The sequence below is a fragment of the Loktanella gaetbuli genome, from assembly GCF_020531945.1.
GTDB lineage: Bacteria > Pseudomonadota > Alphaproteobacteria > Rhodobacterales > Rhodobacteraceae > Loktanella > Loktanella gaetbuli.
Window position 1 is genome coordinate 282,478 of the sequence record NZ_JAJATZ010000002.1, and the last position, 25,962, is coordinate 308,439.

Genomic DNA, 25,962 nt, shown 5'->3' on the forward strand with positions numbered 1-25,962 from the left:
GCATGCTGCGCCAATGGGCCAACAGCGTGGTCAGGATCGAGACGGAGAAGCGCCGCCTCGAAATCCTGGAATACCTGCTGGGCACACCCCGCTACGAGGCAGCGGCAAGCCTGCTGCGCCTGAATTGCCAACGCCTGGGCGTGCCCTCGACGATGGATCAGACGGTCGCGGCCCTGCAGTGGCTGGAAGAGCAAGAGCTGATCTCGGTCCGACGGCATGCGGACGAGATCATCGCCCGCATCACGGTCGATGGGCGCGAGGTCGCCGACGGCACGCGGACAGTCCCGGGCGTCATGCGCCCCGATCCCTGAACCCGTTTCAATACCCCTTAAAGGAGCCTTCAACATGGCTGCAAACCCTGAAACCGAACACCGCCGCCTGTCGATCCTGCGGCACCTCGAACGGTCGTCTGACTACACGTCGAACGCCTCGATCCTGATCGACGTGGTCAATGGTGTCGGTGTGTCCACGACCGAGGACCAGATGCGGGCCGCACTTGCCTGGCTGGCAGATGCCGAATTGATCGAGATAACGGACCACGGCCATGTGGTCATCGCGACGGCCACCGTGCGGGGCGCAGAGGTGGCGCTTGGCCGTAGCGTTCATCCCGGTGTCAAACGTCCGACGGCGCGGCGCTGACATGCCCCCGCCCCGCAAGATCGATCTGCTGCCCAAGGAGTTGCGCGACTGGCTTCAGGACGCGCTGAAGGAGCGCGGGTTTTCCGGCTATGTCGAACTCGCAGCGGATCTGAACGACAAGCTTGAAGAGCGCGGCCTCGAGGTGCGGATCGGCAAATCGGCGGTGCATGCCTACGGCCAGGAATACGAACAGATGGCCCGCGCCCAGGAAGAGGCGAGCGCCTGGGCGGTCAGTTGGATGGAAGGCAACGGCCTCGAAGAGGAAGCCAAGCGCCACAACGTCCTGTTTCAGATGATCACGACGCTGGCCTTCAAGGTCATGAAATCCCAGATGCTTAAAGAGGGTGAAGAGATTGACCCGCGCGAGCTGGCGTTCCTGGGCAAGATGCTCAAGGACGTCATGAGTTCGTCCGGCATGCGCGAGAAGATGACGGCCGATCAGGAAAAGCGCATCGCCGAACAGGCCGCACGCGAGGCCAAGGCGGCTGTCGCAGATGACCTGACCCAGAACGCCAAGGCCTTCGGCTTTACCGCTGAAACCGCCGCCGCGATCAAGGCGCGCATCCTCGGGGTCACGGTATGACACAGCCCGCAGCCAGACATGAATTGCCCGCCAGCATGGTGGCAGGGGGCGACCTGCCCTCCGTCCTGCTGCCTTACCAGCAGCGCCTGCTGTCACTGATGGCGACGGAACAACTCGTCGTTTGTGAAAAGTCGCGCCGCATCGGCATGACTTGGGGGATCGGGTCGGACGCCGTTCTGACGGCTGGTGCGCAACGGGCGGCTGGCGGAATGGACGTGCTCTACATCGGGTTTAATCTGGACATGGCGCAAGAGTTCATCGACGTCTGCGCGATGTGGGCCAAGGCCTTCATGCCCGCTGCGAGCGCCGTCGAGGAGTTCATCTTCAAGGACCAGACCGAGGAAGGGGCGGACAAGGACATCAACGCCTTTCGCATCCGGTTTGCCTCCGGTTTCGACATCGTTGCCCTGACGAGCAAGCCGCGCAGCTTGCGTGGCCGCCAGGGCTTCGTGATCTTTGACGAGGCCGCGTTCCACGATGAGTTGGACGAGATGCTCAAAGCTGCGGTGGCGCTCTTGATGCTGGGCGGCAAGGTACTGGTGATCAGCACGCACGACGGCGCGGAGAACGCCTTCAACCGTTTGATCGCCGACGTCCGGTCCGGCAAGCGTAAGGGCGTCGTCTTGCGGGTCACCTTTGACGATGCCGTCAACGACGGCTGGTACGAACAGATGGCGCTATCGCGCGGCTGGCCCAATACACCCGAGGCCAAAGCCGAGAAGATCGCGGACATCATGGCCTTCTACGGCGACGACGCCGACGAGGAATTGCACTGCATCCCCAAGATGGGCAGCGGAGCCTATATCTCGGCCGCAGCGGTCGAGGCCTGCATGACCGACGCGCATCACATTGCCCGGCTGTCGTGTCCGTCAGGGTTCGAGTTGCGGCCTGCCGAAGAGCGCAGGGCCTTCGTGCAGACCTTCCTCGACAACGAGGTCGTGTCACACCTGACCCGGCTGGACGATGATCGGTTGACCGCGATGGGCGAAGACTTTGGTCGCACCTCTGACCTGACCATCCTCGCCATCGGACAGGAACAGCGCGACCTGTCTGTCGTGGTGCCGCTGATGATCGAGCTCAAGAACATGCCGATCGAACAGCAATACCAGGTGATCGAATGCGTCATCACCGGGTTGGCGCGGTTTCTGGGGGCCAAGTTCGACGCGACAGGCAACGGCCTTGGCCTGGCCGAGCGATGCCAGGAGCGGTTCGGCTATGACCGGATCGAGGCAGTGAAGCTGAGCCAGGGCTACTACCTCGAACACGGGCCGCGGGTGAAAAAGCACTTCGAGGATCAGACGATCAGCCTCGCCAATGATGTCGACGTCCGCGACGACATGCGGGCGGTCAAACTGGTGCGCGGCATCCCGACAATCCCGAACGAGCGCAACAAGGGACGCCACGGCGATGCCTTCGTCGCCCTGATGCTCCTGCTGGCGGCCCTCAAGACCGAATACCAGGTCGCGACCTACGAGCGGGTGCCTCGGGGCGGGCGGCCTGACGATGACGGAAAGACGGTCGAGACGACCGCAGGCTTTGGATCACGCGAGGGGCTATGGTGAAAATCAGGGATGTGTTACGCGACGCCTGGGGCCGCTTGGTCAAGACAAGCGAGCTGACCGAGGAACAAGCCGAAGGCGGGATGACGGGGGTCCGCCAGTCGTGGGTCGAGTCGGTGGCCAGCGGTCTTACGCCGCAGGCGCTGGCGGGTATTCTGCAGGACTGCGACCGGGGCGAGCTGGACGCCTTCATGACGCTGGCCGAAGAGATGGAAGAGCGCGATCCGCACTACGCCTCTGTCCTGGGCCAGCGCAAACGTGCCGTGTCCGGCATCAAGGCAACGGTCAAACCCTTCTCCGAGGATGCCGCCGACATGGCAATCGCCAAATGGGTCGAGGACAATATCACCGGGCACGATCAATTCGCGGACCTGGTCGAGGATCTGATGGATGCCGTCGGCAAGGGTTTTGCCGTGGTCGAGATCGACTGGTCCACGGACGCGACTGGCTGGACGCCCCGCGGCTTTGTCTGGCGGACGCAGCGCTTTTTCCAGTTCGACCGTGAGACAGGACGCAAAATCAGGCTGCGTGATGATGCCGATCCGCTGGACGGGGTCGAGCTGCGTCCGTTCCGGTTCATCGTCCACACCGCCAAACTCAAATCCGGTCAGGCCTTTCGTGGTGGCTTGGCCCGCGTCGTGGCCTTTAGCTGGATGTGCAAGGCTTACACGGTCAAGGATTGGATGGCCTTTGTCGAAACCTACGGCCTGCCACTGCGCCTGGGCAAATACGATCAGGCCGCGACAAAGCAGGATGTGGCCACCTTGTTCCGCGCGGTCGCCAACATCGGCACGGATGCGGCGGCAGTGATCCCCAAGCATATGGATATCGAATTCGTCCAGAACACGTCCGGCAACGGCAGCCAGCCGATCTTTGAAAACCTCGCCCGCTATGTGGATGAGCAGATCAGCAAGGCGGTGCTGGGTCAGACGATGACCACGGACAACGGGTCCAGCCAGGCGCAGGCCAATGTCCACAACGAAGTTCGCCACGACGTCGCCACAGCCGACGCGCGGGGCATCACTGGCTCGATCAATCGGGACCTAGTGATCCCGGCGGTGCTCCTGAACTTCGGCCCGGTCAAAGGCTTTCCCAAGGTCCTGATCACGGTCGAAGAACCCGAGGACATCAAGGCCAAGGTCGATGGGGTCGTGGCACTCGCCGGTGTCGGTGTGACCTTCAAGGCGACCGAGGCGCGCGGGATCGTGCGCATGTCCGACCCCGACGATGACGACGAAGTCTTTGGCGGTGCGCCTGCGGCCCCGGAGCCAACCAGAAAGGCGCGGGTGTGGTTTTCGCGGTACGGTTCAGAGGGCGATGTGATCGACGACATTCAGCGCGACATGCTGTCGGACTGGGAACCGGTCATGGACGAGTTGATGGAGCCGTTCATGGCGGCGATCGCTGAGGCAGACAGCTATGAGACCGCCCGTGCGGCCCTGGACAAGATCGATGGCTTGCCCAGCTCTCGCCTGATCGACCAGCTCGTGCGCGCCAGCTTTACCGCCCGCGCCGCGGGGGACGTGGCGGATGGCTGAAGCTGACGACCGGCCAAACTACAGCTTTGATCCGGGCCCACCTCCCGGGGCGTCGCGCTTTCTCGCCAACAAGGGCTGGCAACCCGCCTTTAGCTGGCTGGATGTCGAACCCGAGGAACACGCCGTCGCCTTCAGTGTGGCCAAGGCCACCAGCCTCGACGTCCTGGGCGATATCCGTGCCGAGCTGCAAACGGCCCTTGATGACGGACTGCCCTTTACGGAGTTTCAGAAGCGGTTGCGCCCCCGCCTTCAGGCCCGCGGCTGGTGGGGCACGCAGGCCGTCACTGACCCGGCCACCGGAGAGACAGCCCCGGCGAAGCTGGGCACACCGCGCCGTCTGCGCACGATCTATGACGCCAACCTGCGATCGGCCCGCGCGGCCGGCCAATGGGACCGGATCCAGCGGACCAAGGCGGCCCTGCCCTATCTGGCCTATCGCCTGGGACCAAGCGAACGGCACCGCCCGCACCACGCGGCCAAGGAATGGCTGGTCCTGCCGGTCGATGATCCGTTCTGGCAAACCTGGTATCCACCCAACGGTTGGGGCTGCAAATGCTGGGTCATGCAGATCTCGCGCTCCCGCGCCGAGGAACTGGGCATCGACGACAGCCCCGAGATCGACACACGCGAATGGCTGAACAACCGCACCGGCGAGACCAAAATGGTTCCCGTCGGCATCGATCCCGGCTGGGACCGCAATCCGGGTGCGATGCGTCAGGCGGCGATGCAAGGCTTTCTCGAACGCCGGGTCGTTGATTTACCGGAGGCTCAGGCGCGGACAGCCCTTCGAGATATGGCGTCCTCTTGGTTGGTGCAGCGCGTTCTTGCTGGCCAAAGCGGCGCGAAGGTCGCTGTCGGCTTTATGCCGCCTGACATCGCCGAGGCCGTGGGCAACCGTGCGGCCTTTGTGCGCATCACTGACGAATACGGCGCGAAGGTCGGCGCGAAAGCCGCGCCGGTCACGCCGGACGTGATGGCACGTGTTTCTGAGGCGATTGTCGAGGGGCCGCTGGCCCGTGACCGCAGGCGGGGTCAAGACGATCTGCTGGTGATGGTCGATGGACTAGAGCCGTGGATCGCCGTCATCAAAAATATTCCGGCGACGAATGAATTCTGGATCAAGACGATACATCGCACGACGCAGCGCAAGTGGCTGGCTGATCTCACAGCAACCGATGTCGAGCAGTTGAGGTGAAGGATGCACCTGGAGGGTCGGAAACCCCTCACAGCACTGTTTGCCGGTACTCCGAATGACTCAGGTGCAATTCCGAAATATCCCGATACCGGGCCAAAATCAACCGCCGGGTGCCGATCCGACAACCACCCTGCGACGCAATAGGCCCTGAGAGCTCGATTAAATACCGTTTAAATACCCCCCTTTTGGTTTTGACGACCGTGGGTAGGGTTTTGGCAGTGAAGGCCCTGTATGGCCCTCTGAGCGGCTCGCGGAAATTCTTCTAGACCAGTCGGTCAGACCCCTGACTGCGTTCGGGGGCTACCCGTCGCGCGCGCGATGTCACAACGGCAGCATGAACACTGCCCGTATTTCACAAATCACCCCCGTTGCTTTGGCCGCCGATGGCGGTGCCGCACCCGAGTGGGTCCAACTGACCCCCAAGGGGCCGGAGCTTGCCGCCAATGACGGGCGCAAGCATCGGCTGACACGGCCCGACCAGGTGATCGCTGCCTTCCGCGCCTACGGCCACCCGCTGCCGATTGATGTCGAGCACGCAACGCACGTCCGCGCCGATCAGGGTCTTGAGGCCCCGGCCTACGGCTGGGTGCGCGAGATCGAAACGCGCGACGGGGCGCTTTGGGGGCGTGTCGAGTGGAACGAACAGGGGGCCGCCTGGGTCGCGTCCAAGGCCTACAAGTTTCTGTCGATCGGCTACGCGGCCGACCCCGCGACCGGCGAGATCACCCGTCTGATCTCTGTCGGTCTGACCAACACCCCCGGTTTCAAAATGCCAGAGCTCGCGAAGGCGGGCACCACAAAGGAGAACGACACCATGGACAAAGCCGTCCTCGACGCGCTGGGGCTTGCCTCGGACGCGACCGCCGCCGACGCGGTGGCCAAGATCAAGGACCTCAAGCTGGAGGTCCACACCGCCAGCGCCAAGGCACCGGACCCGACGCTCTATGTCGCCAAAGCACAACTGGATGCGGCCAACGCCAAGCTGACCGAGATGGAAAAGGCGGAAACCGCCCGTGCCGATCAGGCCATCACGGCCGCCGTCGATGCGGGTGTCGCCGCCGGCAAGATCGCGCCCGCTGCCAAGGAAGGCTTCCTCGCCATGGCAAAGGCGCAGGGCATCGAGGCCTTTACCGCGACGGTCGCCAAGATGCCGGTCATCGTCGGCGGCAAGTCCGATCTGGACGACAAGGACCCCGACAAGAAATCCACCACGCTCTCCGCCGAGGAGATCGCCGTCGCAAAACAGATGGGTCTGACCGAGGCGGAATTCGCCACGGCCAAGGCCGAACAGGAGGCCTGATCCATGGCTATCATCACCCCCGCACTGCTCCTGGCGCTGAACACCTCGATCCAGAAGGCGTTCAAGGATGCCTACGCCCAGATGTCGGTCGACCCGTTCTGGAAGAAGGTCGCCACGCTGGTGCCGTCCACGACCAGTTCCAACACCTACGGCTGGCTGCAAGATTTCCCGCAACTGCGCGAATGGATCGGCGACCGCGTTGTCAAGGACATGAAGTCCCAGGGCTACGAGATCACCAACCGCCTGTTCGAGGCCACGCTCGGCGTCAAACGCACCGCGATCGAGGATGATCAATACGGTCACTATTCCCCGATTGCCGCGCACATGGGTCAGGAATCCGCACAGCACCCGGACCGGCTGATCTCTGACCTGATGGGGCAAGGCACGGCCTCGCTCTGCTACGACGGGCAGAACTTCTTCGATGTGGATCATCCGGTCTATGCCAACCCTGACGGGACCGGTGCTGTCACGACCGTCGCCAACTACGCCGACGGTCTGGAGCCTGCCTGGTATCTGCTGGACACCCGCAAGGTGCTCAAGCCGTTCATCTTCCAGGAACGTACCAAACCCGAGATGACCATGAAAATGGATCCCAAAACCTCGGACGTGGTGTTCACCAAGGACGAGTTCCAATGGGGCATCCGGTATCGCTGCGAGGCAGGCTTCGGCTTCTGGCAGATGGCCTATTGCTCGCGCCAGCCACTGACGGTCGCCAACTTCGAGGCCGCCCGCACCGCGATGCGCAAGGTGACAGCTGACGGCGGCCGCCCGCTGGGGATCGCGCCCAACATGATCGTCGTCAACGCCGACAACCAGTCCGCGGCCGAGGACATCTTTGCGGTCCGCAGCCTGCCGAACGGTGGCGACAACAAGCATTACAACAAGGTCGAGATCGTCGTTGACGACTGGGCCGCGTAAGGGAGCGCGCGCATGAAACTCTTCATTCAAGCCACCACACCGTCGGGCACATTTTTCCGGGCCGGGCGGATGTGGACCAAGGACGGCACCGTCGTGGACAGCGACGACTTCACCGACGCCCACGCAAAGGCGATCGAGAACGAGCCGCACCTGAAGGTCCGCGCCGCTACTCCGGCCGAGATCGCGGCCAGCGACGTGCCGGCAACGATCCCGACCGAGGCCGAGGTCATCGACGCGCTGCTGTCCGCGATCCCCCAGATGGTGGACGACGATTTCACCAAGGGCGGACTGCCTGACATGGGCAAGCTGCGTGCCGCCGTGGCGATCGACGACAAGCTGGTCACACCGGAACTGCGCGACGCGGCGATGGAGCAGCTCCTCAAAGGTGGCTTCAAGGCCCCGTTGAAGGCCTGACCCCATTCGGCGCCGCGGCAAGCAGACATCCTCCCAGATGGCTGCGGTTGCCGATACGCCCGCCCCCGCCTGGCAGCGTCGGGGGCGGGCACGAAGACCAGGGGAAGCCATCGCGCCCCGCATCGCTGCACCGTCCGGTGGAACAAGCCCGGACCCGATGGCCCAGGGGGAGGATGGCCCCCACGAATTTCGAGGACACCATGTACGCAAGCCAGGACGACATCATCACGCTCTACACCGCCGACGCGCTGGTCGTGGCCGATCGCGACGGTGACGGTGTGCCCGACGACGCGGCCATCACCCGCGCCCTGCGCTCGGCCAGTGCCGAGATCGATGGCTATGTCGGTGTCCGCTACGACCTGCCGCTGGCCGATCCCCACGATATCCTGACGCAATACTGCGTTGATATCGCGCTTTACCGCCTTGCCGGATCGTCCAGCACGATGACCGAGGAGCTGCGCCAGCGATACGAGGACGCAATGGCCGCCCTCAAGCGGATCGCCAAAGGCGAAATGCGCCTGACCATCGCCCCGGTCGCGGGCGAAGACCCCGACGACGGTGGCCCCAACCCGCTGACGATCGGCGGGCCCGCGCGTCTGTTCTCACGCGACAAGATGCGGGGGCTCTGATGGTCGGCGTCGTCGCACAGTTTGAACTCGACACCGCCATGGCCGAGGCCGGCCTGCGTGACCTTGCCGCCTGGCAGATCGACGCGCTGGCCTTCAACATCGGGGCGCTGCTGGAAAGCTCGACCAGGGAACGCATCGCCGACGACAAGGCCGGTCCGGATGGCGAGCCCTGGGCCGCATGGTCGGAAGGCTATGCCGCGACGCGCAGCGCGCGCCATTCACTGCTGGTCGCTGACGGTTTGCCCGGCCTGCTGGACAGCATCCAGAACTATTCCGACGGCCCCGAGGCGCGGGTCGGCACCAATCTGGTCTATGGCGCGATCCAGCAGTTCGGTGGCGAAGAGGTAGGCTCGCCCGGTTTGCCCGCGCGGCCCTACCTTGGTCTGTCCGATCAGGACCGTCGCGACATCGCCGATCTGGTGACCGGTGACCTGAGCGAGGTGCTGCAATGACCGGCCTGTTGCAAGAGCTGCCGGATGCCGTGGCGGCCCGCCTGAAAGAGGTGCTTCCCGCGACGCGGACCTGCAAGGGCATCACTGGGCGGTTCAACCTCGAACGGCTCAAGTCCGATGCGATCCAGACGCCCGCCGTGCTGGTGTCGATCCTCGACATCAAGCAGGCGGACACCGCTGCCGGGGCATTTCACACCTTTGACCTCGCCATGGCCGCCTTCATCGTGACCAAGGACGCGCTGGGGCTGGACCGCGATGCCGCGGCTGCCGCGATGATGGTTGCGCTGGCGACCGCCATTCCTGACCGCCGCTGGGGCCGCCCGGATTGCGGCCAGGCGCGCAACGTGCGTGGTCAGTCTGTCGTGACCGCAGGCTGGCAGAAGTCTGCTGCCAGCCTTTGGGCTGTCACCTGGACCCAGCCCTGCACCTTTGATCCCGCCGCACCCGACGCGCCGTTGGGCGTGGACCTCTACGTCGGACAGTCGCCGGACATCGGTGCGGACCACGTCAATGACTACACCCGGATCGGAGAGGCACCATGACCCTCGCCGCTGCCGAAGCCGATCGCCGTATCGCCAATGTCCTGCAAGTCGGGACCATCGTGTCGGTCGATCCCGCCGGACCCAGCGTTGCAGTCAACCTGGGCGACATCACGATCCCCGCCGCTGCCGTCGGCATGATGCGCGCGGGTGGCCTGTCGCTGTGGTGGATGCCTGCCATCGGCGAACAGGTCCTGATCGCATGCCCTGGCGGTGACATGGCCCGCGCCATCGTCGTCTGCGGGATCTTTGCGGGCAACGCGCCATCTGACGATGCCGCCGTGCCGCTGTTCGAGCTGGCGGGCGGCGAAATCCACTTCAATGGCACCCTGATCGTCAGCGGCGATGTCATCGCCGGCGGGATCAGCCTGCAAAACCACATTCACGGCGGCGTCACAGGCGGGGCCGCCACAACCGAAGGACCGCAGTGATGACCAAATCGACCAAAGCCAACCCGGGGGCCACGCCCGACGCCCACAAATCCTATGTGGCCGCTGCGTCCGGCTGGATCGCGGGCACGTACCGCAAGAAAGGCGACACCCTGCAGCTGACACCGCAGGCCGCCGCCTATGAGAACGTGACACCGGCACCCGAGGCCAAGGACGCGAAGTGACGGGCCTCAGCCGCCATACCGGTCAGCGCCTGACCCTGGACGCGCATCTGGCGCAGTCCGTCGGTGTGATCCTGTCCACGCCCAAGGGCAGCCGCGTGTTGCGGCGTGACTTTGGGTCGGACCTGCCGCGCCTGATCGACATGCCCGTCACACCCGCGACGGTGATCGAGGTCTATGCCGCGACGGCCGAGGCGATTGATCTGTGGGAACCGCGGCTGACCCTGCGCCGCGTCAGTGTCACGGAAAGTGCTGCCGGGCGCGTGATCCTTGATCTGGAAGCCGAGATCGCAGGCCAGGTCACGACCCGCACGATCCCGGTCGAGGTGACGGCATGACCCGGTTCACGCAGATCGATCTGGAAAACCTGCCCGCGCCCCAGGTGGTCGAGACGCTGGACGTCGAGGCGATCTTTGCCCGCAAGCGTGATGCGCTGTTGGCGCTGGCACCTGACCTTGCCCCGGTGCTGGCGCTCGAAAGCGAACCGCTGACGATGTATCTGCAGCGCGACGCCTTTGACGAGGTGCTCTTGCGGGCTGCGGTCAACGACGGCGCGCGGGCCGTGATGCCCGCCTATGCGACCGGCGCAAACCTCGACCAGCTTGCGGCCTTTTACGGTGTGGCCCGCCTTGTCCTCGCCCCGGCGCAACCGGACGCCACACCACCCGTCGCGCCGGTGATGGAAAACGACAGTGACTTCCGCAGCCGCATGCAACTGGCGCTTGAGGCACAGACGACGGCCGGGACCATCGGGTCGTATCTGTTCTTTGCCAGATCCGCCGATCCGCGTGTCCGTGACATCGCGGTCGCCAACCTCGCGCCCGGCGTCGTGGGCATCCGCGTGCTGGCCGAGGCCGGTGACGGCACCGCACCTGCGGACCTTTTACAGGCCGTTGAAATCGCGTTGAACGATGACTTCGTCCGGCCCCTGACCGATCTGGTGCAGGTCGAAAGTGCTGTCATCGTGCCGTACCAGGTCGCCGCCACGCTGACCTTTTACGACGGTCCCGACAGCGCCGTGGTGCTGGAGACATCCCGCGCAGCCGTCACCGCCTACGTCGCCGCGCGCCGCCTGATCGGTGAGAACGTCACGCGGTCGGGGCTCTTTGCCGCCTTGCACGGCGCTGGCGTGCAGAATGTCGTGCTCGAAAGCCCCGCTGCCGATATCGAGATCGATGGCACCAGTGCCGCGTTCTGCACTGACATCACCCTGACCGCAGGGGGCATCGATGCTTGATCAATCCCTCCTGCCTTCCAACGCAACCACCCTCGACCGCGCGATCGAGGCGGCAACGGCTGTGCCGGACGACCTCAAGTTTGACATCGGCCGCGTCGGTCGGGTCGCGGATTGTCCGGCGGATTTGCTGCCCTGGCTCGCCTGGGCGATGTCCGTCGATAACTGGGATGCGACCTGGTCGGATGGCGTCAAACGCGCCGTCATCGCGCGGTCGGTCGAGGTGCATCGCCGCAAGGGCACACGCGGGGCCGTCATCGCGGCCCTCGATGCAGCCGGGATCGATGCCGTGCTGGAGGAATGGTTCCAGTACGACGGCACCCCGCACACCTTCCGCCTCGATATCGGCATGGAGCGGATCGAGAACTCCGGCCGCCGCGCCGATGACGTCTTTGTCCAGGACGTGGCGCGCATCGTCGAAAGCATCAAGCCAGTCCGCTCGCAATACGCGCTGCGCGTCCGTTCGACCGTCACCAGCGATGCCCGCGCCGCGACCGGCCAGCGCGCGCGCCTGGGTGCGACCGGCATCCTGCGGCCCGCGGTGCCGGTCACCGATCAATCTATCAGCCAGCCTGCCCACATCGCCACGCGCGGACGCATCGTCCAGCGCGGTGACGTGCGGCCCGCATAGGGGAACGCCATGCCTGCCACGATCATCTTTACGGACCTCGGCCTGGCCAAGGTCAACACGGCCGCCGGGTCCGCGGCAGCCGTTGTCATCACCGAGGTCGCCCTGGGGGACGGTGGCGGCGCGCTCTACGATCCGACGACGAATCAGACAGCACTGCTGGGCGAGGTCATCCGCCGCCCGTTCGACCGTCGCGCCCAGACCGAGGCCAGCAGTTGGATGATCAACGCGGTGTTTCCGTCAGCCGACTTACCCGCGATGACCCTGCGCGAGGTCGGGTTCTTTGATCAGGACGGCGATCTGATCGTGGTGGCGGCCGGGCTCGATTACCCGACAGCGGACCTCGGGGCCTATGACTTTGTGCTCGATCAGACCATCACGCTGGACCGCGTGACCGAAGGAGCAATCATCGTCGAAGGTCCCGACTGGCCGCTTGTCGATCACATCGCCGAGGATCTGGCCGCCCATGCCGTGTTCACGCAGGCACTGGCACAGGCTGCGGAGCGGATCGTGGCGCTGGAACGTGCGCAGGTGCCCGTCGGCACGATCGTCGATAGCGCGGGGCCGGTGGCACCGGACGGCTGGATGACGGCCGACGGGCGCGCGCTGGCGCGGGATGAATATCCCGAGCTGTGGGATGCCATCGGCGACGCCTGGGGCGCTGGCGACGGTGCCACCACGTTCAACATCCCCGAGCTGAGGACCGAGTTCCGTCGCGGTGCCGATCTGGGCCGCGGTGAATTGCCCGCCCTCGAAATCGGGACCTGGCAGGCGGATGAAATCCGCGAGCACAGCCACCCTCTCGATGGGGCCTACAACGAGGACAACGGCAACAATGCACAAGGTCCTAACGAGCCCGCAGATGGTCGCCTCGTGACATCGACCTTGCCTTTTGGCGGCGAGGAAACCCGCCCGCGTGCCGTGTCCGTCCATCCGATCATCCGCGTGCGATAGGAGGTCTGATCATGCCCACCAATTTTGCAACGATGAGCGAGGCGCTGGCGAAACTGTCGTCGTTGGCCACATTCCTCGCGGACATGCCAGCTGGGGTGCGCGCCCAGGTCGAGGCGGCAGTGGCCGAAGGCGAGGCAGACCTCGCAGCGCTACAGGCCGCCGTCGATGCGCTGGCTGTCGAGGTCGCGGCTGGCGTCGAGGGCCTGATCCCGTCGCTGGCCTTCGAGGCGGTCATCGACCCGGCTGACCCGAACCCGACCGAAATCAACGGCGGGACCTTCAACACAATCGCGGACGCGGTCGCGGCGTCTGACGAAGGTGTGGCTGTCCATCTTCGGCTACGCTCTGGTGAAATGCACCCGGTTGTCAGCAACATCGCGACCGGTGAACGCGGACTTTACCTTGAAAAAGTCGGCGCTGGCGCAAATCCCGTCATCGCTTTCGGGGCGTATGAAAACGGCGCAGGAAATCAGCTCTATAATTTCGTGCCGGGCTTCTTCTCTCGCATTCGTGCGCACGATATCGACTTTGTCGCGCCTGCAAAGCTGAACGCCGCGAAAGGCTGGGGTACGCCGCGCTTTTGGAACATTCCGGCCGGTACGCAGACACAGATTGCGTTTCGTGATTGCCGGTTGATCGGCACGGGCGAGTTCACGTTCACGAATACTGGCGGCGGTGCTGTCGCCACGCTCTCCGCTTTGAACACAACCTTCGACGGCATGGTCGGCATCGACTTCGCGCAAGGCACGGCGGTCGTTGGCCAGCGGACGACAACCCTCATCAACGGCGGGCAAGTCGCCATCAGTTCGGGCGCTGGTGGCGCTGTTCTGACCAACTAAAGGAGGCGAAAATGACCGATACCTTGAACGTCACCGACGGCGCGCGCACCACCTTCGCCGTAACCCGCGCCGAGGCACTGGCCTTGGGCTATCCCGAGGCGGCAATCGCGCAGGCCGAGGCACAGGCTTCGGCCGCTGCGGGCCGTGCGGCGATCCGGGCTACCATTGACCAGGCTGTCGGCGACACACCCAGCATCGTCGGCACCCTGGCTGACGTGTCGGGCATCCTTGTCGCAGGGCAGATGGCGCGGGTCGTAGCCTTGGCCGATCATGCCTCCAACGCTGCCGACCGGGCCGAGCTGGACATGCTCAAGGCCTTGGCCGGTGACGCGGACCTCGTCCAGATCTGCCGCGATGGGCTGGCAGCCTTGCAAGCGGGTCAGGCACGGCTGACCGCCTCGGCCAAGGGGATCGACACGGTGTTTGCCGAGGCGATGACCCGGTCAACCGCGACTGCCGCGATCCTGGCCGCACGCAAGGAGGCCGTGGCATGAGCGCCTACACCGACGCACGCGCGCCCTACATCCGCATCGACGGCACGGATCGGTATCGCCTCACCGGGCCTGTCATGTGGGAAATCGGCGTCAAAGGGTCAGGCCTTTGGGTAAGTGTCCCACGCGGTCGCGGGTTTGACGTGTCCGTGCCACGCGGCCTGCACTGGGCCGTCAGCCCGCACGATCCCCGTTACCTCAAGGCCGCTGCCCTGCATGACGATCTGCTCGGGCGCGGCTGGGACCGCGTCACGGCTGGTGCCGTGTTCCACGATGCCCTGCGCGCCGACGGCGTGGGCCCCGTCCGCCGCCTTGTCATGCTGCTCGCCGTCATTTTGTGGCGATGGTCATGACCGCCGCCCCCTCACACCAAAAGGAGAACCATCATGCCTGAACAGTTTCTACACGGGGTCGAGGTCGTCCAGATCGACGACGGCCTGCGCCCCATCTCGACCGTCAAATCCTCGATCATCGGGATCGTCGGCACCGCACCGGAGGCCACCAACGATGCGTTCCCGCTGAACACGCCCGTCCTGATCACCGGGCCCCGGGCATCGGCCGCCCTCGGGCAGACCGGGACCCTGCGCGATGCCTATGACGCGGTCTATGCCCAGGGCGTTGCCGTCGCGATCGTCGTGCGGGTGGCAGAGGGCGCGGACGATGCCGCGACCCTCGCCAATGCCGTGGGCAACGCAGCCCAACAGTCCGGCGCCTATGCCCTGATCGGGGCTGGTGCCGTCACGGGTCAGATCCCGCGCATCCTGATCGCGCCTGGTCTGACGCGCCCCACCGATCCCGGTGCCGCCAACCCGCTGACCAACGCGCTGGTCACGGTCGCGGCCAAGCTGCGGGCCGTTGTCGTGGCTGACGGTCCCAACACGGTCGAGGCCGATGCGATCACCTACGCCGGTCAATTCGGGTCGGACCGCCTGTTCCTGGTCGATGCCTATGTCCGCGTCTTTGACACCGTGTCAGCGCAGACCGTTACACGTCCCGGCTCGGCCTATGTGGCGGGCGTAATCAGCCGCACCGACAATGAACGCGGGTTCTGGTGGTCGGCCTCCAACCGCCTGGTCGGCGGCATCACCGGGCTGGCCCGCCCCATCGGCTTTGCGATCTCGGACCCCGACACCGAGGCCAACCGCCTGAACGAGGCCAAGGTCGCCGTCATCATCCGCGAGGACGGGTTCCGCGTCTGGGGCAACCGCAGCACGTCGGACGATCCGCTCTGGGCGTTCATCAGCGTGCGCCGCACCGCCGATCTGATCTACGACAGCATCGAACGGGCGCACCGCTGGGCGATGGACCGTCCGCTGTCCGCGCAACTGCTGATCGACATCCGCGACAGCGTGCAGGCCTACCTTGGCCGGCTGACCGCCCAGGGCGCGCTGCTGGGCGGCACCGTCTGGCTGGACCCCGAGCTGAACACCAAGGCCACGCTGGCCGCTGGACAGCTCTATCTCGATTTCGACATCGAGCCGCCCGCCCCGCTGGAACGTCTGACGTTCCGCGCCCGTCGCAACGGTGACTACTACGAAGAGCTGATCACCGACTTTCAAGCCGCAAGCTAAAGGAGGCACCTGATGTCTTTCCCGCGCACAATCCGAAACTACAACGCCTTCCTTGATGGCGTCAGCTACATGGGCCTGGTCAGCACCGGCAAGCTGCCCGCCCTCAAGATCAAGACCGCCGCACACCGCGGGGCCGGCATGGATGCCGAGACGGCCGTCGACATGGGCATGGAGGCCATGACGACCGAGCTGACATTCGACGAATGGTCGGACGCCCCGATCCGGCTGTTCGGGTCCAAGAACCGCATTGTCCTGCGCCCGGCCGCCGTGGGCGAGGACGATTTCGCGGCGGACACATTCATCTTTGCGATGGGTGGCCGCATCACCGACGTCAACTGGGACGACCTCAAGGCAGGCACCGAGTCCAAGATGAAGGCGATGATGGATGTCGATTTCTTCAGCATCGAAAAGAACGGGCAGCCGCTCGTGAAGATCGATGTTGAAAACGGTGTCCGCGTCATCGACGGCGTCGACCAGCTTGCAGGCATCCGCGCTGCAATGGGCCTTTAAGGGGGGATTGAACCATGGCGAAACTGACCACACCGATCAAGCGCGAGGGCGGCGACGTCAAATCCGTCGAAATCCGCCAGCCCACCGCGGGCGAGCTGCGCGGCTGCAAGCTGACGCAGCTTTTGCAGATGGACACGTCCGAACTGCTCAAGGTGTTGCCGCGCGTCACCGTGCCCGCATTGCTGCCCGCCGAGGTCGAGGCGCTGGCCCCGGCGGATCTGTTGACACTGGGGATGGAGGTGGTCGGTTTTTTGGCCTCTCCGGCCCTCAAGGAAGAGGCGCTGCGGGCAGCCGAAGCCTGATCCCGCACGACGACACCGGCGACACCATGGCGGATATCGCCGTGGTGTTCGGCTGGGGCCCCGATGTCACCGGCCCCATGACACTGGACGATCTGACCTACTGGTGGGCCAAGGCCCGCGACCGCGCACCACGACAGGAGGGTGACGATGACTGACATGAATATCGCCCTGATCCTGCGCCTGGTGGACCGCGCGACAGGACCGGCAAAACAGGCCCTGCAGCAGGTCGGGCGGGTCAGCAACCAGATCGGCCAGGCGGGCCTGCGCAACCTCGAACGCGCCGACGCGATCGGCGAGATGGCCGACCGCCAGCAGGCGCGCATCGTGGGACAGGCGGCCGGGCTTGCCAGCATGGCGGCCGGGTTCTGGGCGATGACCGAACCGGCGATCGAGGCCGAGGCGCGCATGGCCGAGATCGCCAAGGTGGTGGATTTCGACAGCGAGAACGGGTTCGTCGATCTGCAACGCGACATCGCCGCACTTGTCACCTCGGGCGGGCTCTACGCCACGTCGCAGGGGATCATGGATATCGTCGCGGCGGCCGGGCGCATGGGCGTTGTCGATGCCAACCTGCCCGACGCGGAAAAGCGCGCGCAGCTTCTGGAATTTGCCGAGGCCGCAACGGTGATGGGCGTGGCCCTTGGCGTCTCGGCTGAGACCGCTGGCGAGACGTTGGCCCGGTGGCGGGCGAACCTGAACCTGACGCAAGACGAGGCCATGCAGCTTGGTGACATGGTCAACCTGCTGGGCAACACCATGGCCACGAACGAGGCCGATATCCTCGCTGTGCTGAACCGGCAGGCGGTGCTGTCGGATGTGTCCGGTCTGGCCACCAGCGAGATCGCGGCGCTGAGTGCCACGCTGCTGGCAGCAGGCAGCAGCCCCGAGATCGCGGCCACGGGCATGAAGAACTTCATCAACGCAATGACCGTCGGCCGAAGTGCCACGGCCCGGCAAAAGGCTGTGTTTCAGGAGCTGGGCATCGACGCCAAAGATCTGGCGCGGGCAATGCAAGAGGACGCCAGCGGCGCGATCCTGTCGGTGCTGGATGCACTCAACGAGATGGAGCCGTATCGCAGGTCGTCGCTGGTCGGTGACCTGTTCGGCGAAGAAGGCAAGGCCGCAATCATTCCGCTGATCGCCCAGACCGACACCCTGCGCGCCGCCCTTGCCGCAACTGCAGACAGTGCCGCGCTACTGGGCTTGATGGAGTTGGAATACGCCCGCCAGGTTGCGACGACCAAGGCGCAGCGCGCCCGCACCATCGAGTATTTCAAAACGCTCAGCGTTGTCGTCGGATCACAGCTCTTGCCGATGCTGAACGACATGCTGGAAACGATCATGCCGGTCATCGGCCGCACTGTTGAATGGGCCGAGGCGAACCCGGAATTGATCCAGCAGCTTGGCTGGCTGGCGGCGGGTCTTTTGGGCCTATCGGTCGCATCCTTTGCGGTCAGTCTGGCGCTGTTGCCGGTGTTGCGTCTGGTCAGCGTGGGTGTCCGACTGTTCGGCTGGATGCAGATCGCCCTTGGTGTCGCCGGTCGTGCAGCGGCGGGGCTGGGGCGCGGCCTAATCCTTCTGGCGACCAACCCGGTGGCGGCGCTCGGTCGTCTATGGGCGGCGACCGGGATCGTGGGGCGTGCGCTGATCTGGCTGGGCCGCTTAGCAATGCGGCACCCGCTGATCCTGACGCTGGCGCTGATCGCCTACGCCGTCGATGCGATCTACCAGAACTGGGACGGGATCGTCGCCTATTTCACCGACAAGGTGGACCGAGTAAAGGCCGCGTTTCAGGACGGGCTGATCGACGGCGTGTTCCAGGTGATCAAGGACTTCAACGGCTTCACGCTGATCTTTGACGCGGCCAGCGGGTTTCTGGAATACCTGACCGGCTGGTCCTTTGAGGATGTCGCCGCCAGCATTGCGTCGATCACGGATCACCCGTGGTTCGAGATGGGTGTCGAGATGATCAGCACCCTCGGCGCGGGCATCTGGTCGGTGCTGACCGGGCTGGTCGAGACGATCAAGGCATCGCTGGCCGCCATCGTGCCGCAATGGATGATCGACGGCATCGCGCTGATCAAGGACATGGGCGCAACCCCGGACGCGGCCCCGGCGATGGCAGCGACCGCGGGTGTCGGTGGCACTTCCGCAGGACGCCGCGCCCTCGGCGGTCCCGTCCGGGCCGGCGGCATCTACGAAGTCAACGAGCGTGGGCAGGAATTCTTTGCCCCCGGCCAGTCTGGCAGCATCATCACGGCCCGCGACGCGCGGCGGGCCGGTGCCGCACCCGCACGCTCCGTCAATTTCGGTGATATCGTCATCAACGCGGCCCCCGGCATGGATGCCCACGCGGTTGCGCGGGCGGTCAAGCGCGAGCTGGCCGATCTGATGGATACCAGCCGCGCCCTGCACGATGGGGGCTTTTATGAATAGCCTCGTGATGATGGCGCTGGGGGTGTTCCGGTTCGGCGTGGCGGGCGCGGACTACCAGACCTTTCGCCGCACGGCCGAATACCGGTGGGAACAGATCGACCGGGTCGGCCGCCAGCCTGCCGCACAGTTCGCGGGCCGTGGCACGGAAAGCGTCACCCTGTCCGGTGTGATCTATCCCCACTTCAAGGGCGGGCTGCGTCAGGTCGAGCTGATGCGACTGCAGGCCGGTCTGGGGCAGCCGCTGATCCTGGTCGATGGCCTCGGGTTCATCTGGGACCGCTGGGTCATCACGTCGGTCGAGGAAACCAAATCCGTGTTCATGGCCGACGGGGCCCCGCGCAAGATCGACTTTGCCGTCGATCTGCAAAGCTACGGAGGCGACCGGGCATGACACCCTATCTGACCCGCCAGGGCGACGTAGTCGATCTGATCGCCCATCGCGAGTTGGGCGATGCCCGGCTCTGCACCGCGATCCTGGACGCGAACCCCGGTCTGGCCGCCGCCGGTGCGGTGCTGCCCGACGGCCTGCTGATCATGTTGCCGGACGCGGCACCAGTCCTGACCCGCACGACAATCCGCCTCTGGGGCCGCACATGACGCCTGCCTTCCGCATCATCGCCACCAACACGGACGTCACCGCGACCATCGCGGACCGGCTGATCTCGCTCTCGGTCACGGACGAGGACGGGCTGTCGGCCGACACGCTGCGCCTGAAGGTCGATGACCGCGACGGGCGGATCGCAGCCCCTGAGACCGGCGTTGTCCTGGACGTCGCATTGGGCCACGCAGGCCAGCCGCTGGTCCCGGTCGGCCGCTTTGCCGTGGACCGGGTGCGCGGCACGGGCATGCCGCAGACCCTGACGATCGACGCGACCGCTGCCGACATGACAGGCCCGCTGCGCGCGCCGCGATCGCGCGGCTGGACCGATCAGACGTTGGGCCAGATCGTCGAGACCATCGCGGGCCGGGTCGGGCTGGAACCGGTCGTCGCCGCGGCGCTGGCTGGCATCCGCTACCCGTTCCTCGCCCAGACGGCCGAGAGTGATCTGAACTTTCTAACGCGTATCGCACGGACGCTGGACGCCACCGCCAAGCCCGCGGCCGGTCGCCTGGTCGTCATTCCGCGTGGTACGGGGCGGGACGCGACAGGTGTCGCGATTCCGCCCGTGGCCATCGACCGCACCGATCTGTCCGACTGGTCCTGGGATCGCGGCGCGCGCAAGGCCTACGCCCGAGTGACGGCCGAATGGTGCGACATCGCGGGCGGCCGGACCGTCAAGGTCACCGTCGGCAGCGGCGAGCCCGTCCACCGCCTGCGTCACGTCTATGCCACCGCCGCCGATGCGCAGCGCGCCTGTGCGGCCGAGCTCGCAATGTCAGACCGCGCGCGGCTGACGCTGGACGGCACGCTGCACCGCTTCAACGGTGATCTGTTTGCAGGCGGCACGATCCGCATGACCGGCCTGCGGGCCGAGCTGAACGGCGGTTGGCTGATCCGCAAGGTCACACACGAATTGACCGGCGCGCTTACGACATCCTTCTCCGCCGATCGCGGGGCAGATCAGACGGCCCCGTAAGGGCCGTTGAACACCCCCTTTAACGGGGGGCCAAAGGGTGTCTCACCACCCTTCGACACGGGGAAAGTTTCGAAGCCTTCCCGCCGACCGCAAGTCACTTACAGCCGCCCCCTCCCTCGCGAGGGACGGCCACTGTGAGGCGATTCTATATCCCATGGCTACCCATGAAATCCGTTGCTCGGGCTGTGCCCGATTGCTATTCAAAACCGACGGCGCAGACTTCGGCTGCAAGATCAGCATCAAATGCCCCCGATGCCGCGCCTTCAATCACCTGAGGCCCCAGACGAGCCCCTCACCCAAGCGACCCGATCGCGATGGAAAGGACCCCTTGTGTGGCTCTTCGTACCCCCGAACGACATGACGACTTTCGCGGCATCAGCCTTTGCGCTGGTGTCGCCGGACTGGATCTCGGCCTTCACCTCGCAGAACCCGGATATCGCACTGTGTGTTATGTCGAGCGAAACAGTTTCGCCGCGTCCACTCTCGTGGCACGGATGGCGGACGCGTCCCTGGCTCCGGCTCCTGTCTGGGACGATCTCAAATCCTTCGACGGCCGCCCGTGGCGTGGCCGCGTTCATATCGTCACTGCCGGATATCCGTGCCAGCCGTTCACCCTGTCTGGCAACAGACGCGGACACGACGACCCCCGGCACCTCTGGCCCGATGTTGCACGTATCATCGACGAAGTCCGACCCGAGTGGTGCTTCTTCGAGAACGTCCCCGGCCATCTGTCCCTGGGCTTCCACGATGTCGCCCGAGACCTTCAAGGCCTGGGCTACCGGGTTGCAGCGTGCGTCGTATCAGCGGCGGAAGTCGGCGGGTCTCACCTACGCGAACGGATGTTCATTCTGGCCCACGCCGACCTACCTGATGGGCGGCAACAGGACGAGCATCCGCGTGGGACCGGGTCACTTCCAGTTCATCGCGGACCAGAACCAGAAGGGATCACAGGTTGGCCTGATCATGGCCGCCCGGTGCTGGATCATGATGTGGGACCTGCTCAAGGCCACGGGCTGGACGCCAGGACCGCTCGTCTCTTCCCCCCGATGCCAGGTGACTTTGCTGCCTGGGGGGCTGCACTCCAAGTAGGCGCTGCATCTCAACCCGTCCTTCACCGACTGGATGATGGGCTGGCCCTCCGGGTGGACCGATCCGCTGCAGCCGGTAACGGCGTGGTCCCGCTGGCTGCAGCAAGGGCGTGGCGGTGGTTGAGGGGGTGTTTTTGAGGGGGAAGTTGGGCGGGGAGCTGTCATTCGCCGCGGTCGCGAAGGCAGCCTTGCCTCAACGTGGAAGCGGACATTCAGGTGAGGAGCGAGGCCGAAGCCCGCTCGATCGACACCACGGGGCGAGAGCTGCCGTCCGCTGCATCGCGGACGAACGGCGTCAATGCGTATTGAAGCTATCGTTCGCGCCGCGGCTGCCTTAGGTTGCGCAGAGTAGGAAACCAGCAGTGGGTTGAGGCAGTGAATGCCGCGGGTGGTTTTGCGGAGTGCTCCTGAGATGTAGTTTTCCAGCCGACCGAAATGCAAGACGTCCTAGCCAGACACTCCGCCTCGTGAGATACGAAAATGAGAATTGACACAACCGGCGTTGCAATCGTTCGTCATTCGGAAACTGGAGCAAAGTTTGAGATTGAGGCTGACGAACTTGATTGGGAGGTAGTTGCAAGTGAAGAACGGGATATGGGTCCTGACAGCCTGTGGAGCGCTTCAACACATCGCGAAGAATTAGGCGAACTTCGTTGGGAGATGTCGGAGTATCCCATCGGGGCCCTTGGACAGATCGTTCATGACATTAATGGGCATGAACTGGTTCAGGATTTTTCCATCAGTTTAGAGCATGAGCCAGACTACGACGATGAAGAACTCGATGAAGAATCTGCCATTGAGGAGATGAAAGAGTGGTTTCACTCAAACTACGAGGACCCTGCTAACTCACTGCCACATATTAGCGCAGAAGGAGGCTACCAGTGGATCTATGGTGGACCTGAAACGCCACAAGAGGCACTGGGGGATAACTTCTCTGCTGAATACCCTGAAGAAATAATTGAAAAGGCTGCTCAGCAAATCATCGATGAGGACGGAATTTGGGACTGGTCGCCGATTCCTGGCGAAGAGTTTTTCGAACCTTCGGAGCAAGATGACGTAGAGCCTGCAGAAGATGAAGCGGAGGTACTGAGCCGACTTTTGCCTCTAGCAGAAGACCTTCTCCAAGACCAAGAAACCGGTGTTTTCAGCGTTCGTGCGAAGAGAATTGAGAAACCTGATCTCCTGTCTGCAACGCTCGACCAGTTGGCTGACGCGATTGAAGATGTTCTTGCGAGTCCATCGAATGGATTGAACGCCGACTCGCTCGAAATCCGTCGGTTGAACCGCACTTTAGAGCGCTATTCGAATGACCCTCAAAGGGTCGAGATGGACCTTACGTCGGTTCACTTGGCGCTTACTTCGCAAATCGGAACTGGTGAGCTTCCGCCATCAGACGAAAACCAAGCTTTGCTTCTTGCTTTGCAAGAAGGAGCTCAGGGAATAAGGGCCACTGATCCGCACGTGGCGGAAAACAGGAAACTGCTTCAGCAGCAAGCGCTGCAAGAACTTGAGCCAGAAAATCTTGATCTGCTCTCCGATGCGGCTCCTGTACTCGAAGCAATTACACAAGGCGATCTGCGCGAACAAATGCGGGAGGACATCCTGTACCTCACGCAGGAAATGCGCGTCGGACTACCTAGGTTGCCGGGTGTGACAAGAGCTGACGCTATTAGTCCCGGTAGGGACGAAGCCGTGCGCGTTTTTGGAAGGTCCGCTCGGATGTTGATAGCTTTGCGCAAGTCTCCTGAGCTTGTACACAAATTTCATGAAAGTGCTGGTTTCAAAGCGTTGAGTATTATCGGCGTCCTTGGGGGACTGATCTCGTTAGGCATGATGCTGTTTTGAGAGGTTCAAAGCGGCGATGGCCATTCGTGGGGTCAAACGGACTGCCAAGACCGTTTGAATCTCGATCTCGGGAGTGAACTTCAGGTCTGCCATAAGGTCGGACTTAGCGTTGAAGTCACAACGTCCCCGTTAGGTGGTCCTCGCCGGAGGCGTAAGTGCAATGTTTAATTCGCGGCGAAGGTCTGCAACCTGCCCTAAGGAAAACGTCTCGCAAGCGCGGCACAGATCGAGGCGTTGCAGCGATTGGACAGTAGCCGCTAGCGGTGCGATTTTGGTCAGTTTTCAAAAAATCGCTTGCTGCAACTTTAACTGTCACGCACTGCAAAACCTGCTGTCACGCTACAACAGTCACGCACTGCAAAACCTGCTGTCACGCTACACACGCTACACCCCTGATGCATCCGGGACTCACCCTCGCAGCAACATCATGCGGGTTATCCACAGGGCTACCCAAAGTCTGGGGCCAATCCTATAGTCGATGTGGATAAGTGGGCTTCAGCCCCCAGGACAGGACAAGGAACGGCCCATGCGTTGCCCCTTTTGCGGAAATGTCGACACTCAGGTCAAGGACAGCCGCCCCGCCGAGGATCATGTCGCGATCCGCAGGCGCCGCTTTTGCCCCGCCTGTGGCGGTCGTTTCACGACCTATGAACGCGTCCAGTTGCGTGACCTTGTCGTCATCAAATCCAATGGACGACGCGAGGATTTCGACCGCGACAAACTGGAACGGTCGATCCGGATCGCACTTCAGAAGCGCCCGGTGGAACCCGAGCGCATGGACCAGATGATCTCGGGCATCGTGCGCCGGCTGGAGAGCATGGGCGAAACCGACATCCCCTCGGGCACCATCGGCGAAATCGTGATGGAGAGCCTCGCGCGGATCGACACTGTGGCCTACGTCCGTTTTGCCAGTGTTTACAAAAACTTTCAGGCGGCTGACGATTTCGAGAAGTTCATGGAAGACCTGCGCCCGAACACCAAGCCGGACGTATGACGCCCGACATCAGGTTCATGAAACTGGCGCTGTCGCTGGGACGGCGCGGGTTGGGTCAGGTCTGGCCGAACCCGGCGGTGGGATGCGTCATCGTACGGGACGGGGTCATCGTCGGACGCGGGCACACGCGGCGCGGCGGCAGGCCGCATGCCGAACGCGTGGCGCTGGATCAGGCAGGCGAGGCCGCGCGCGGTGCTGTAGCCTATGTCACGCTGGAACCCTGTGCGCACCACGGTCAGACGCCGCCCTGCGCCGATGCATTGGTTGCCGCAGGCATTGCCCGCGTCGTGGTCGGCACCGGGGATCCTGATCCGCGCGTGGCGGGCCGGGGCCTGGACATCCTGCGTGCAGCAGGCATCGCTGTGACCACGGGGGTCTGCGCTGCGCAGGCGCAGGACGCAAACGCGGGCTTTCTGAAATCGGTGACACAGGGTCTGCCCTGGGTCACGCTGAAACTGGCCACCACGCTGGACGGACGGATCGCGACTGCGACAGGCGAAAGCCGCTGGATCACCGGCCCGCAGGCCCGCCGTGCGGTGCACGGGCTGCGCGCGACGCATGACGCGGTGCTGGTGGGGGCCGGTACGGCCCGCGCCGATGACCCGGCGCTGGACGTGCGCGATCTGGGTGATGTGCGTCAGCCGGTCCGTATTGTGGTCTCGCGCGATCTGAATTTGCGGGTCAACGGGCGATTGGGACAGACCGCCCACCTGCAACCGGTCTGGATCGTTCACGCGAACGACGCCGATACACGCGACTGGTCATCGACCGGGGCGACATTGATCCCCTGCCCCCTGCACCACCATCAGATCGACATGCTGGCTGCCTTGCAAGAGCTGGCGCGCCGCGGATTGACCCGCATCCTGTGCGAAGGCGGCAGCCATCTGGCCGCGTCGCTGCTGCATGCCGGCCTCGTGGACGAAGTGGTGATGATGCAGGCAGGCTGCATGATCGGGGCGGACGGTCTGCCGTCAATGGCTGGCCTGGGCACACGCGAGCTGGGCGATGCGCCCCGGTTCGATCTGATCGAGACCCGCGCCTTGGGCGGCGATGTGCTGCACCGCTGGCGACCCCGCCGCAGCCACGCGGACGGCTGACAGGCCCCGGGTCAGCCCAC

The 25,962-nt window shown here is 64.3% G+C and carries 34 protein-coding genes; all 34 read left to right on the forward strand.

Features of this window, described 5'->3' with window-relative positions; all coding sequences use genetic code 11:
* Positions 1-2: 2 nt before the first annotated feature.
* The 34 genes from LGQ03_RS04965 (at position 3) to ribD (ending at position 25,942) form a co-directional block, all read left to right on the forward strand.
* The gene (locus LGQ03_RS04965; RefSeq protein ID WP_226747496.1) at positions 3-311 is read left to right on the forward strand and encodes a VpaChn25_0724 family phage protein; all 309 of its coding nucleotides are present in this window, start codon (positions 3-5) and stop codon (positions 309-311) included.
* Between the two features lie 34 nt (positions 312-345).
* Positions 346-639, forward strand: a complete 294-nt coding sequence (locus LGQ03_RS04970; RefSeq protein ID WP_226747497.1) for a VpaChn25_0724 family phage protein — start codon at positions 346-348, stop codon at positions 637-639.
* Between the two features lies 1 nt (position 640).
* Positions 641-1,222 (forward strand): phage protein Gp27 family protein, encoded by a 582-nt coding sequence (locus LGQ03_RS04975; protein WP_226747498.1) that lies wholly within the window; start codon positions 641-643, stop codon positions 1,220-1,222.
* A complete protein-coding gene (locus tag LGQ03_RS04980) occupies positions 1,219-2,784 on the forward strand; it encodes a hypothetical protein (RefSeq protein WP_226747499.1) in 1,566 nt (521 codons plus the stop codon). The genes LGQ03_RS04975 and LGQ03_RS04980 overlap by 4 nt, the downstream gene beginning before the upstream one ends.
* Positions 2,781-4,319, forward strand: coding sequence for a DUF935 domain-containing protein (locus LGQ03_RS04985; RefSeq protein ID WP_226747500.1), 1,539 nt, complete (start codon positions 2,781-2,783; stop codon positions 4,317-4,319). Before LGQ03_RS04980 ends, LGQ03_RS04985 begins: the two co-directional genes overlap by 4 nt.
* Complete coding sequence (locus tag LGQ03_RS04990) at positions 4,312-5,514, forward strand: phage head morphogenesis protein (RefSeq protein WP_226747501.1); 1,203 nt, start codon at positions 4,312-4,314, stop codon at positions 5,512-5,514. The genes LGQ03_RS04985 and LGQ03_RS04990 overlap by 8 nt, the downstream gene beginning before the upstream one ends.
* 334 nt (positions 5,515-5,848) lie before the next feature.
* Positions 5,849-6,814 (forward strand): phage protease, encoded by a 966-nt coding sequence (locus LGQ03_RS04995; RefSeq protein ID WP_226747502.1) that lies wholly within the window; start codon positions 5,849-5,851, stop codon positions 6,812-6,814.
* 3 nt (positions 6,815-6,817) lie between these two features.
* The gene (locus LGQ03_RS05000) at positions 6,818-7,732 is read left to right on the forward strand and encodes a Mu-like prophage major head subunit gpT family protein (protein ID WP_226747503.1); all 915 of its coding nucleotides are present in this window, start codon (positions 6,818-6,820) and stop codon (positions 7,730-7,732) included.
* Positions 7,733-7,744: 12 nt separating this feature from the next.
* Positions 7,745-8,146, forward strand: a complete 402-nt coding sequence (locus tag LGQ03_RS05005; RefSeq protein WP_226747504.1) for a hypothetical protein — start codon at positions 7,745-7,747, stop codon at positions 8,144-8,146.
* Positions 8,147-8,319: 173 nt separating this feature from the next.
* On the forward strand, positions 8,320-8,775 hold the full coding sequence (locus tag LGQ03_RS05010) for a gp436 family protein (protein ID WP_226747505.1): 456 nt from the start codon (positions 8,320-8,322) through the stop codon (positions 8,773-8,775).
* The gene (locus LGQ03_RS05015; protein WP_226747506.1) at positions 8,775-9,227 is read left to right on the forward strand and encodes a phage virion morphogenesis protein; all 453 of its coding nucleotides are present in this window, start codon (positions 8,775-8,777) and stop codon (positions 9,225-9,227) included. Before LGQ03_RS05010 ends, LGQ03_RS05015 begins: the two co-directional genes overlap by 1 nt.
* Complete coding sequence (locus LGQ03_RS05020) at positions 9,224-9,769, forward strand: hypothetical protein (RefSeq protein ID WP_226747507.1); 546 nt, start codon at positions 9,224-9,226, stop codon at positions 9,767-9,769. The genes LGQ03_RS05015 and LGQ03_RS05020 overlap by 4 nt, the downstream gene beginning before the upstream one ends.
* Positions 9,766-10,197 (forward strand): phage baseplate assembly protein V, encoded by a 432-nt coding sequence (locus LGQ03_RS05025; protein WP_226747508.1) that lies wholly within the window; start codon positions 9,766-9,768, stop codon positions 10,195-10,197. Before LGQ03_RS05020 ends, LGQ03_RS05025 begins: the two co-directional genes overlap by 4 nt.
* Positions 10,197-10,379: a hypothetical protein gene (locus tag LGQ03_RS05030; protein ID WP_226747509.1), complete on the forward strand. Its 183-nt coding sequence runs from the start codon at positions 10,197-10,199 to the stop codon at positions 10,377-10,379. Before LGQ03_RS05025 ends, LGQ03_RS05030 begins: the two co-directional genes overlap by 1 nt.
* Positions 10,376-10,714, forward strand: a complete 339-nt coding sequence (locus tag LGQ03_RS05035; protein ID WP_226747510.1) for a GPW/gp25 family protein — start codon at positions 10,376-10,378, stop codon at positions 10,712-10,714. Before LGQ03_RS05030 ends, LGQ03_RS05035 begins: the two co-directional genes overlap by 4 nt.
* The gene (locus tag LGQ03_RS05040; RefSeq protein WP_226747511.1) at positions 10,711-11,613 is read left to right on the forward strand and encodes a baseplate assembly protein; all 903 of its coding nucleotides are present in this window, start codon (positions 10,711-10,713) and stop codon (positions 11,611-11,613) included. Before LGQ03_RS05035 ends, LGQ03_RS05040 begins: the two co-directional genes overlap by 4 nt.
* On the forward strand, positions 11,606-12,241 hold the full coding sequence (locus LGQ03_RS05045) for a phage tail protein I (protein WP_226747512.1): 636 nt from the start codon (positions 11,606-11,608) through the stop codon (positions 12,239-12,241). Before LGQ03_RS05040 ends, LGQ03_RS05045 begins: the two co-directional genes overlap by 8 nt.
* A 9-nt stretch (positions 12,242-12,250) precedes the next feature.
* Positions 12,251-13,192, forward strand: a complete 942-nt coding sequence (locus LGQ03_RS05050; protein WP_226747513.1) for a tail fiber protein — start codon at positions 12,251-12,253, stop codon at positions 13,190-13,192.
* 11 nt (positions 13,193-13,203) lie between these two features.
* A complete protein-coding gene (locus tag LGQ03_RS05055; protein WP_226747514.1) occupies positions 13,204-14,031 on the forward strand; it encodes a hypothetical protein in 828 nt (275 codons plus the stop codon).
* Positions 14,032-14,042: 11 nt separating this feature from the next.
* Entirely contained in the window at positions 14,043-14,525 is a 483-nt protein-coding gene (locus LGQ03_RS05060; protein ID WP_226747515.1) for a hypothetical protein, read from the forward strand.
* The gene (locus tag LGQ03_RS05065; protein WP_226747516.1) at positions 14,522-14,875 is read left to right on the forward strand and encodes a DUF1353 domain-containing protein; all 354 of its coding nucleotides are present in this window, start codon (positions 14,522-14,524) and stop codon (positions 14,873-14,875) included. The genes LGQ03_RS05060 and LGQ03_RS05065 overlap by 4 nt, the downstream gene beginning before the upstream one ends.
* A 33-nt stretch (positions 14,876-14,908) precedes the next feature.
* The gene (locus LGQ03_RS05070) at positions 14,909-16,093 is read left to right on the forward strand and encodes a phage tail sheath subtilisin-like domain-containing protein (protein WP_226747517.1); all 1,185 of its coding nucleotides are present in this window, start codon (positions 14,909-14,911) and stop codon (positions 16,091-16,093) included.
* 12 nt (positions 16,094-16,105) lie between these two features.
* A complete protein-coding gene (locus tag LGQ03_RS05075) occupies positions 16,106-16,603 on the forward strand; it encodes a phage major tail tube protein (protein WP_226747518.1) in 498 nt (165 codons plus the stop codon).
* 14 nt (positions 16,604-16,617) lie between these two features.
* A complete protein-coding gene (locus LGQ03_RS05080) occupies positions 16,618-16,905 on the forward strand; it encodes a phage tail assembly protein (RefSeq protein WP_226747519.1) in 288 nt (95 codons plus the stop codon).
* Between the two features lie 26 nt (positions 16,906-16,931).
* The gene (locus LGQ03_RS05085; protein WP_226747520.1) at positions 16,932-17,060 is read left to right on the forward strand and encodes a GpE family phage tail protein; all 129 of its coding nucleotides are present in this window, start codon (positions 16,932-16,934) and stop codon (positions 17,058-17,060) included.
* Entirely contained in the window at positions 17,053-19,341 is a 2,289-nt protein-coding gene (locus tag LGQ03_RS05090; protein ID WP_226747521.1) for a phage tail tape measure protein, read from the forward strand. Before LGQ03_RS05085 ends, LGQ03_RS05090 begins: the two co-directional genes overlap by 8 nt.
* The gene (locus LGQ03_RS05095; protein WP_226747522.1) at positions 19,334-19,732 is read left to right on the forward strand and encodes a phage tail protein; all 399 of its coding nucleotides are present in this window, start codon (positions 19,334-19,336) and stop codon (positions 19,730-19,732) included. Before LGQ03_RS05090 ends, LGQ03_RS05095 begins: the two co-directional genes overlap by 8 nt.
* Positions 19,729-19,938: a tail protein X gene (locus LGQ03_RS05100; protein ID WP_226747523.1), complete on the forward strand. Its 210-nt coding sequence runs from the start codon at positions 19,729-19,731 to the stop codon at positions 19,936-19,938. Before LGQ03_RS05095 ends, LGQ03_RS05100 begins: the two co-directional genes overlap by 4 nt.
* Positions 19,935-20,918: a contractile injection system protein, VgrG/Pvc8 family gene (locus LGQ03_RS05105; RefSeq protein WP_226747524.1), complete on the forward strand. Its 984-nt coding sequence runs from the start codon at positions 19,935-19,937 to the stop codon at positions 20,916-20,918. Before LGQ03_RS05100 ends, LGQ03_RS05105 begins: the two co-directional genes overlap by 4 nt.
* Positions 20,919-21,072: 154 nt before the next feature.
* Positions 21,073-21,279 carry a zinc finger domain-containing protein gene (locus LGQ03_RS16765; RefSeq protein WP_226747525.1) on the forward strand — a complete coding sequence of 69 codons (207 nt, stop codon included), beginning with the start codon at positions 21,073-21,075 and terminating at the stop codon, positions 21,277-21,279.
* A complete protein-coding gene (locus LGQ03_RS05115; protein ID WP_226747526.1) occupies positions 21,233-22,144 on the forward strand; it encodes a DNA cytosine methyltransferase in 912 nt (303 codons plus the stop codon). The genes LGQ03_RS16765 and LGQ03_RS05115 overlap by 47 nt, the downstream gene beginning before the upstream one ends.
* Positions 22,145-22,486: 342 nt before the next feature.
* A complete protein-coding gene (locus LGQ03_RS05120; protein WP_226747527.1) occupies positions 22,487-23,851 on the forward strand; it encodes a hypothetical protein in 1,365 nt (454 codons plus the stop codon).
* Positions 23,852-24,377: 526 nt separating this feature from the next.
* On the forward strand, positions 24,378-24,845 hold the full coding sequence (gene nrdR, locus LGQ03_RS05125; protein WP_056035826.1) for a transcriptional regulator NrdR: 468 nt from the start codon (positions 24,378-24,380) through the stop codon (positions 24,843-24,845).
* Entirely contained in the window at positions 24,842-25,942 is a 1,101-nt protein-coding gene (ribD, locus tag LGQ03_RS05130) for a bifunctional diaminohydroxyphosphoribosylaminopyrimidine deaminase/5-amino-6-(5-phosphoribosylamino)uracil reductase RibD (RefSeq protein ID WP_226747528.1), read from the forward strand. Before nrdR ends, ribD begins: the two co-directional genes overlap by 4 nt.
* Positions 25,943-25,962 lie beyond the last annotated feature (20 nt).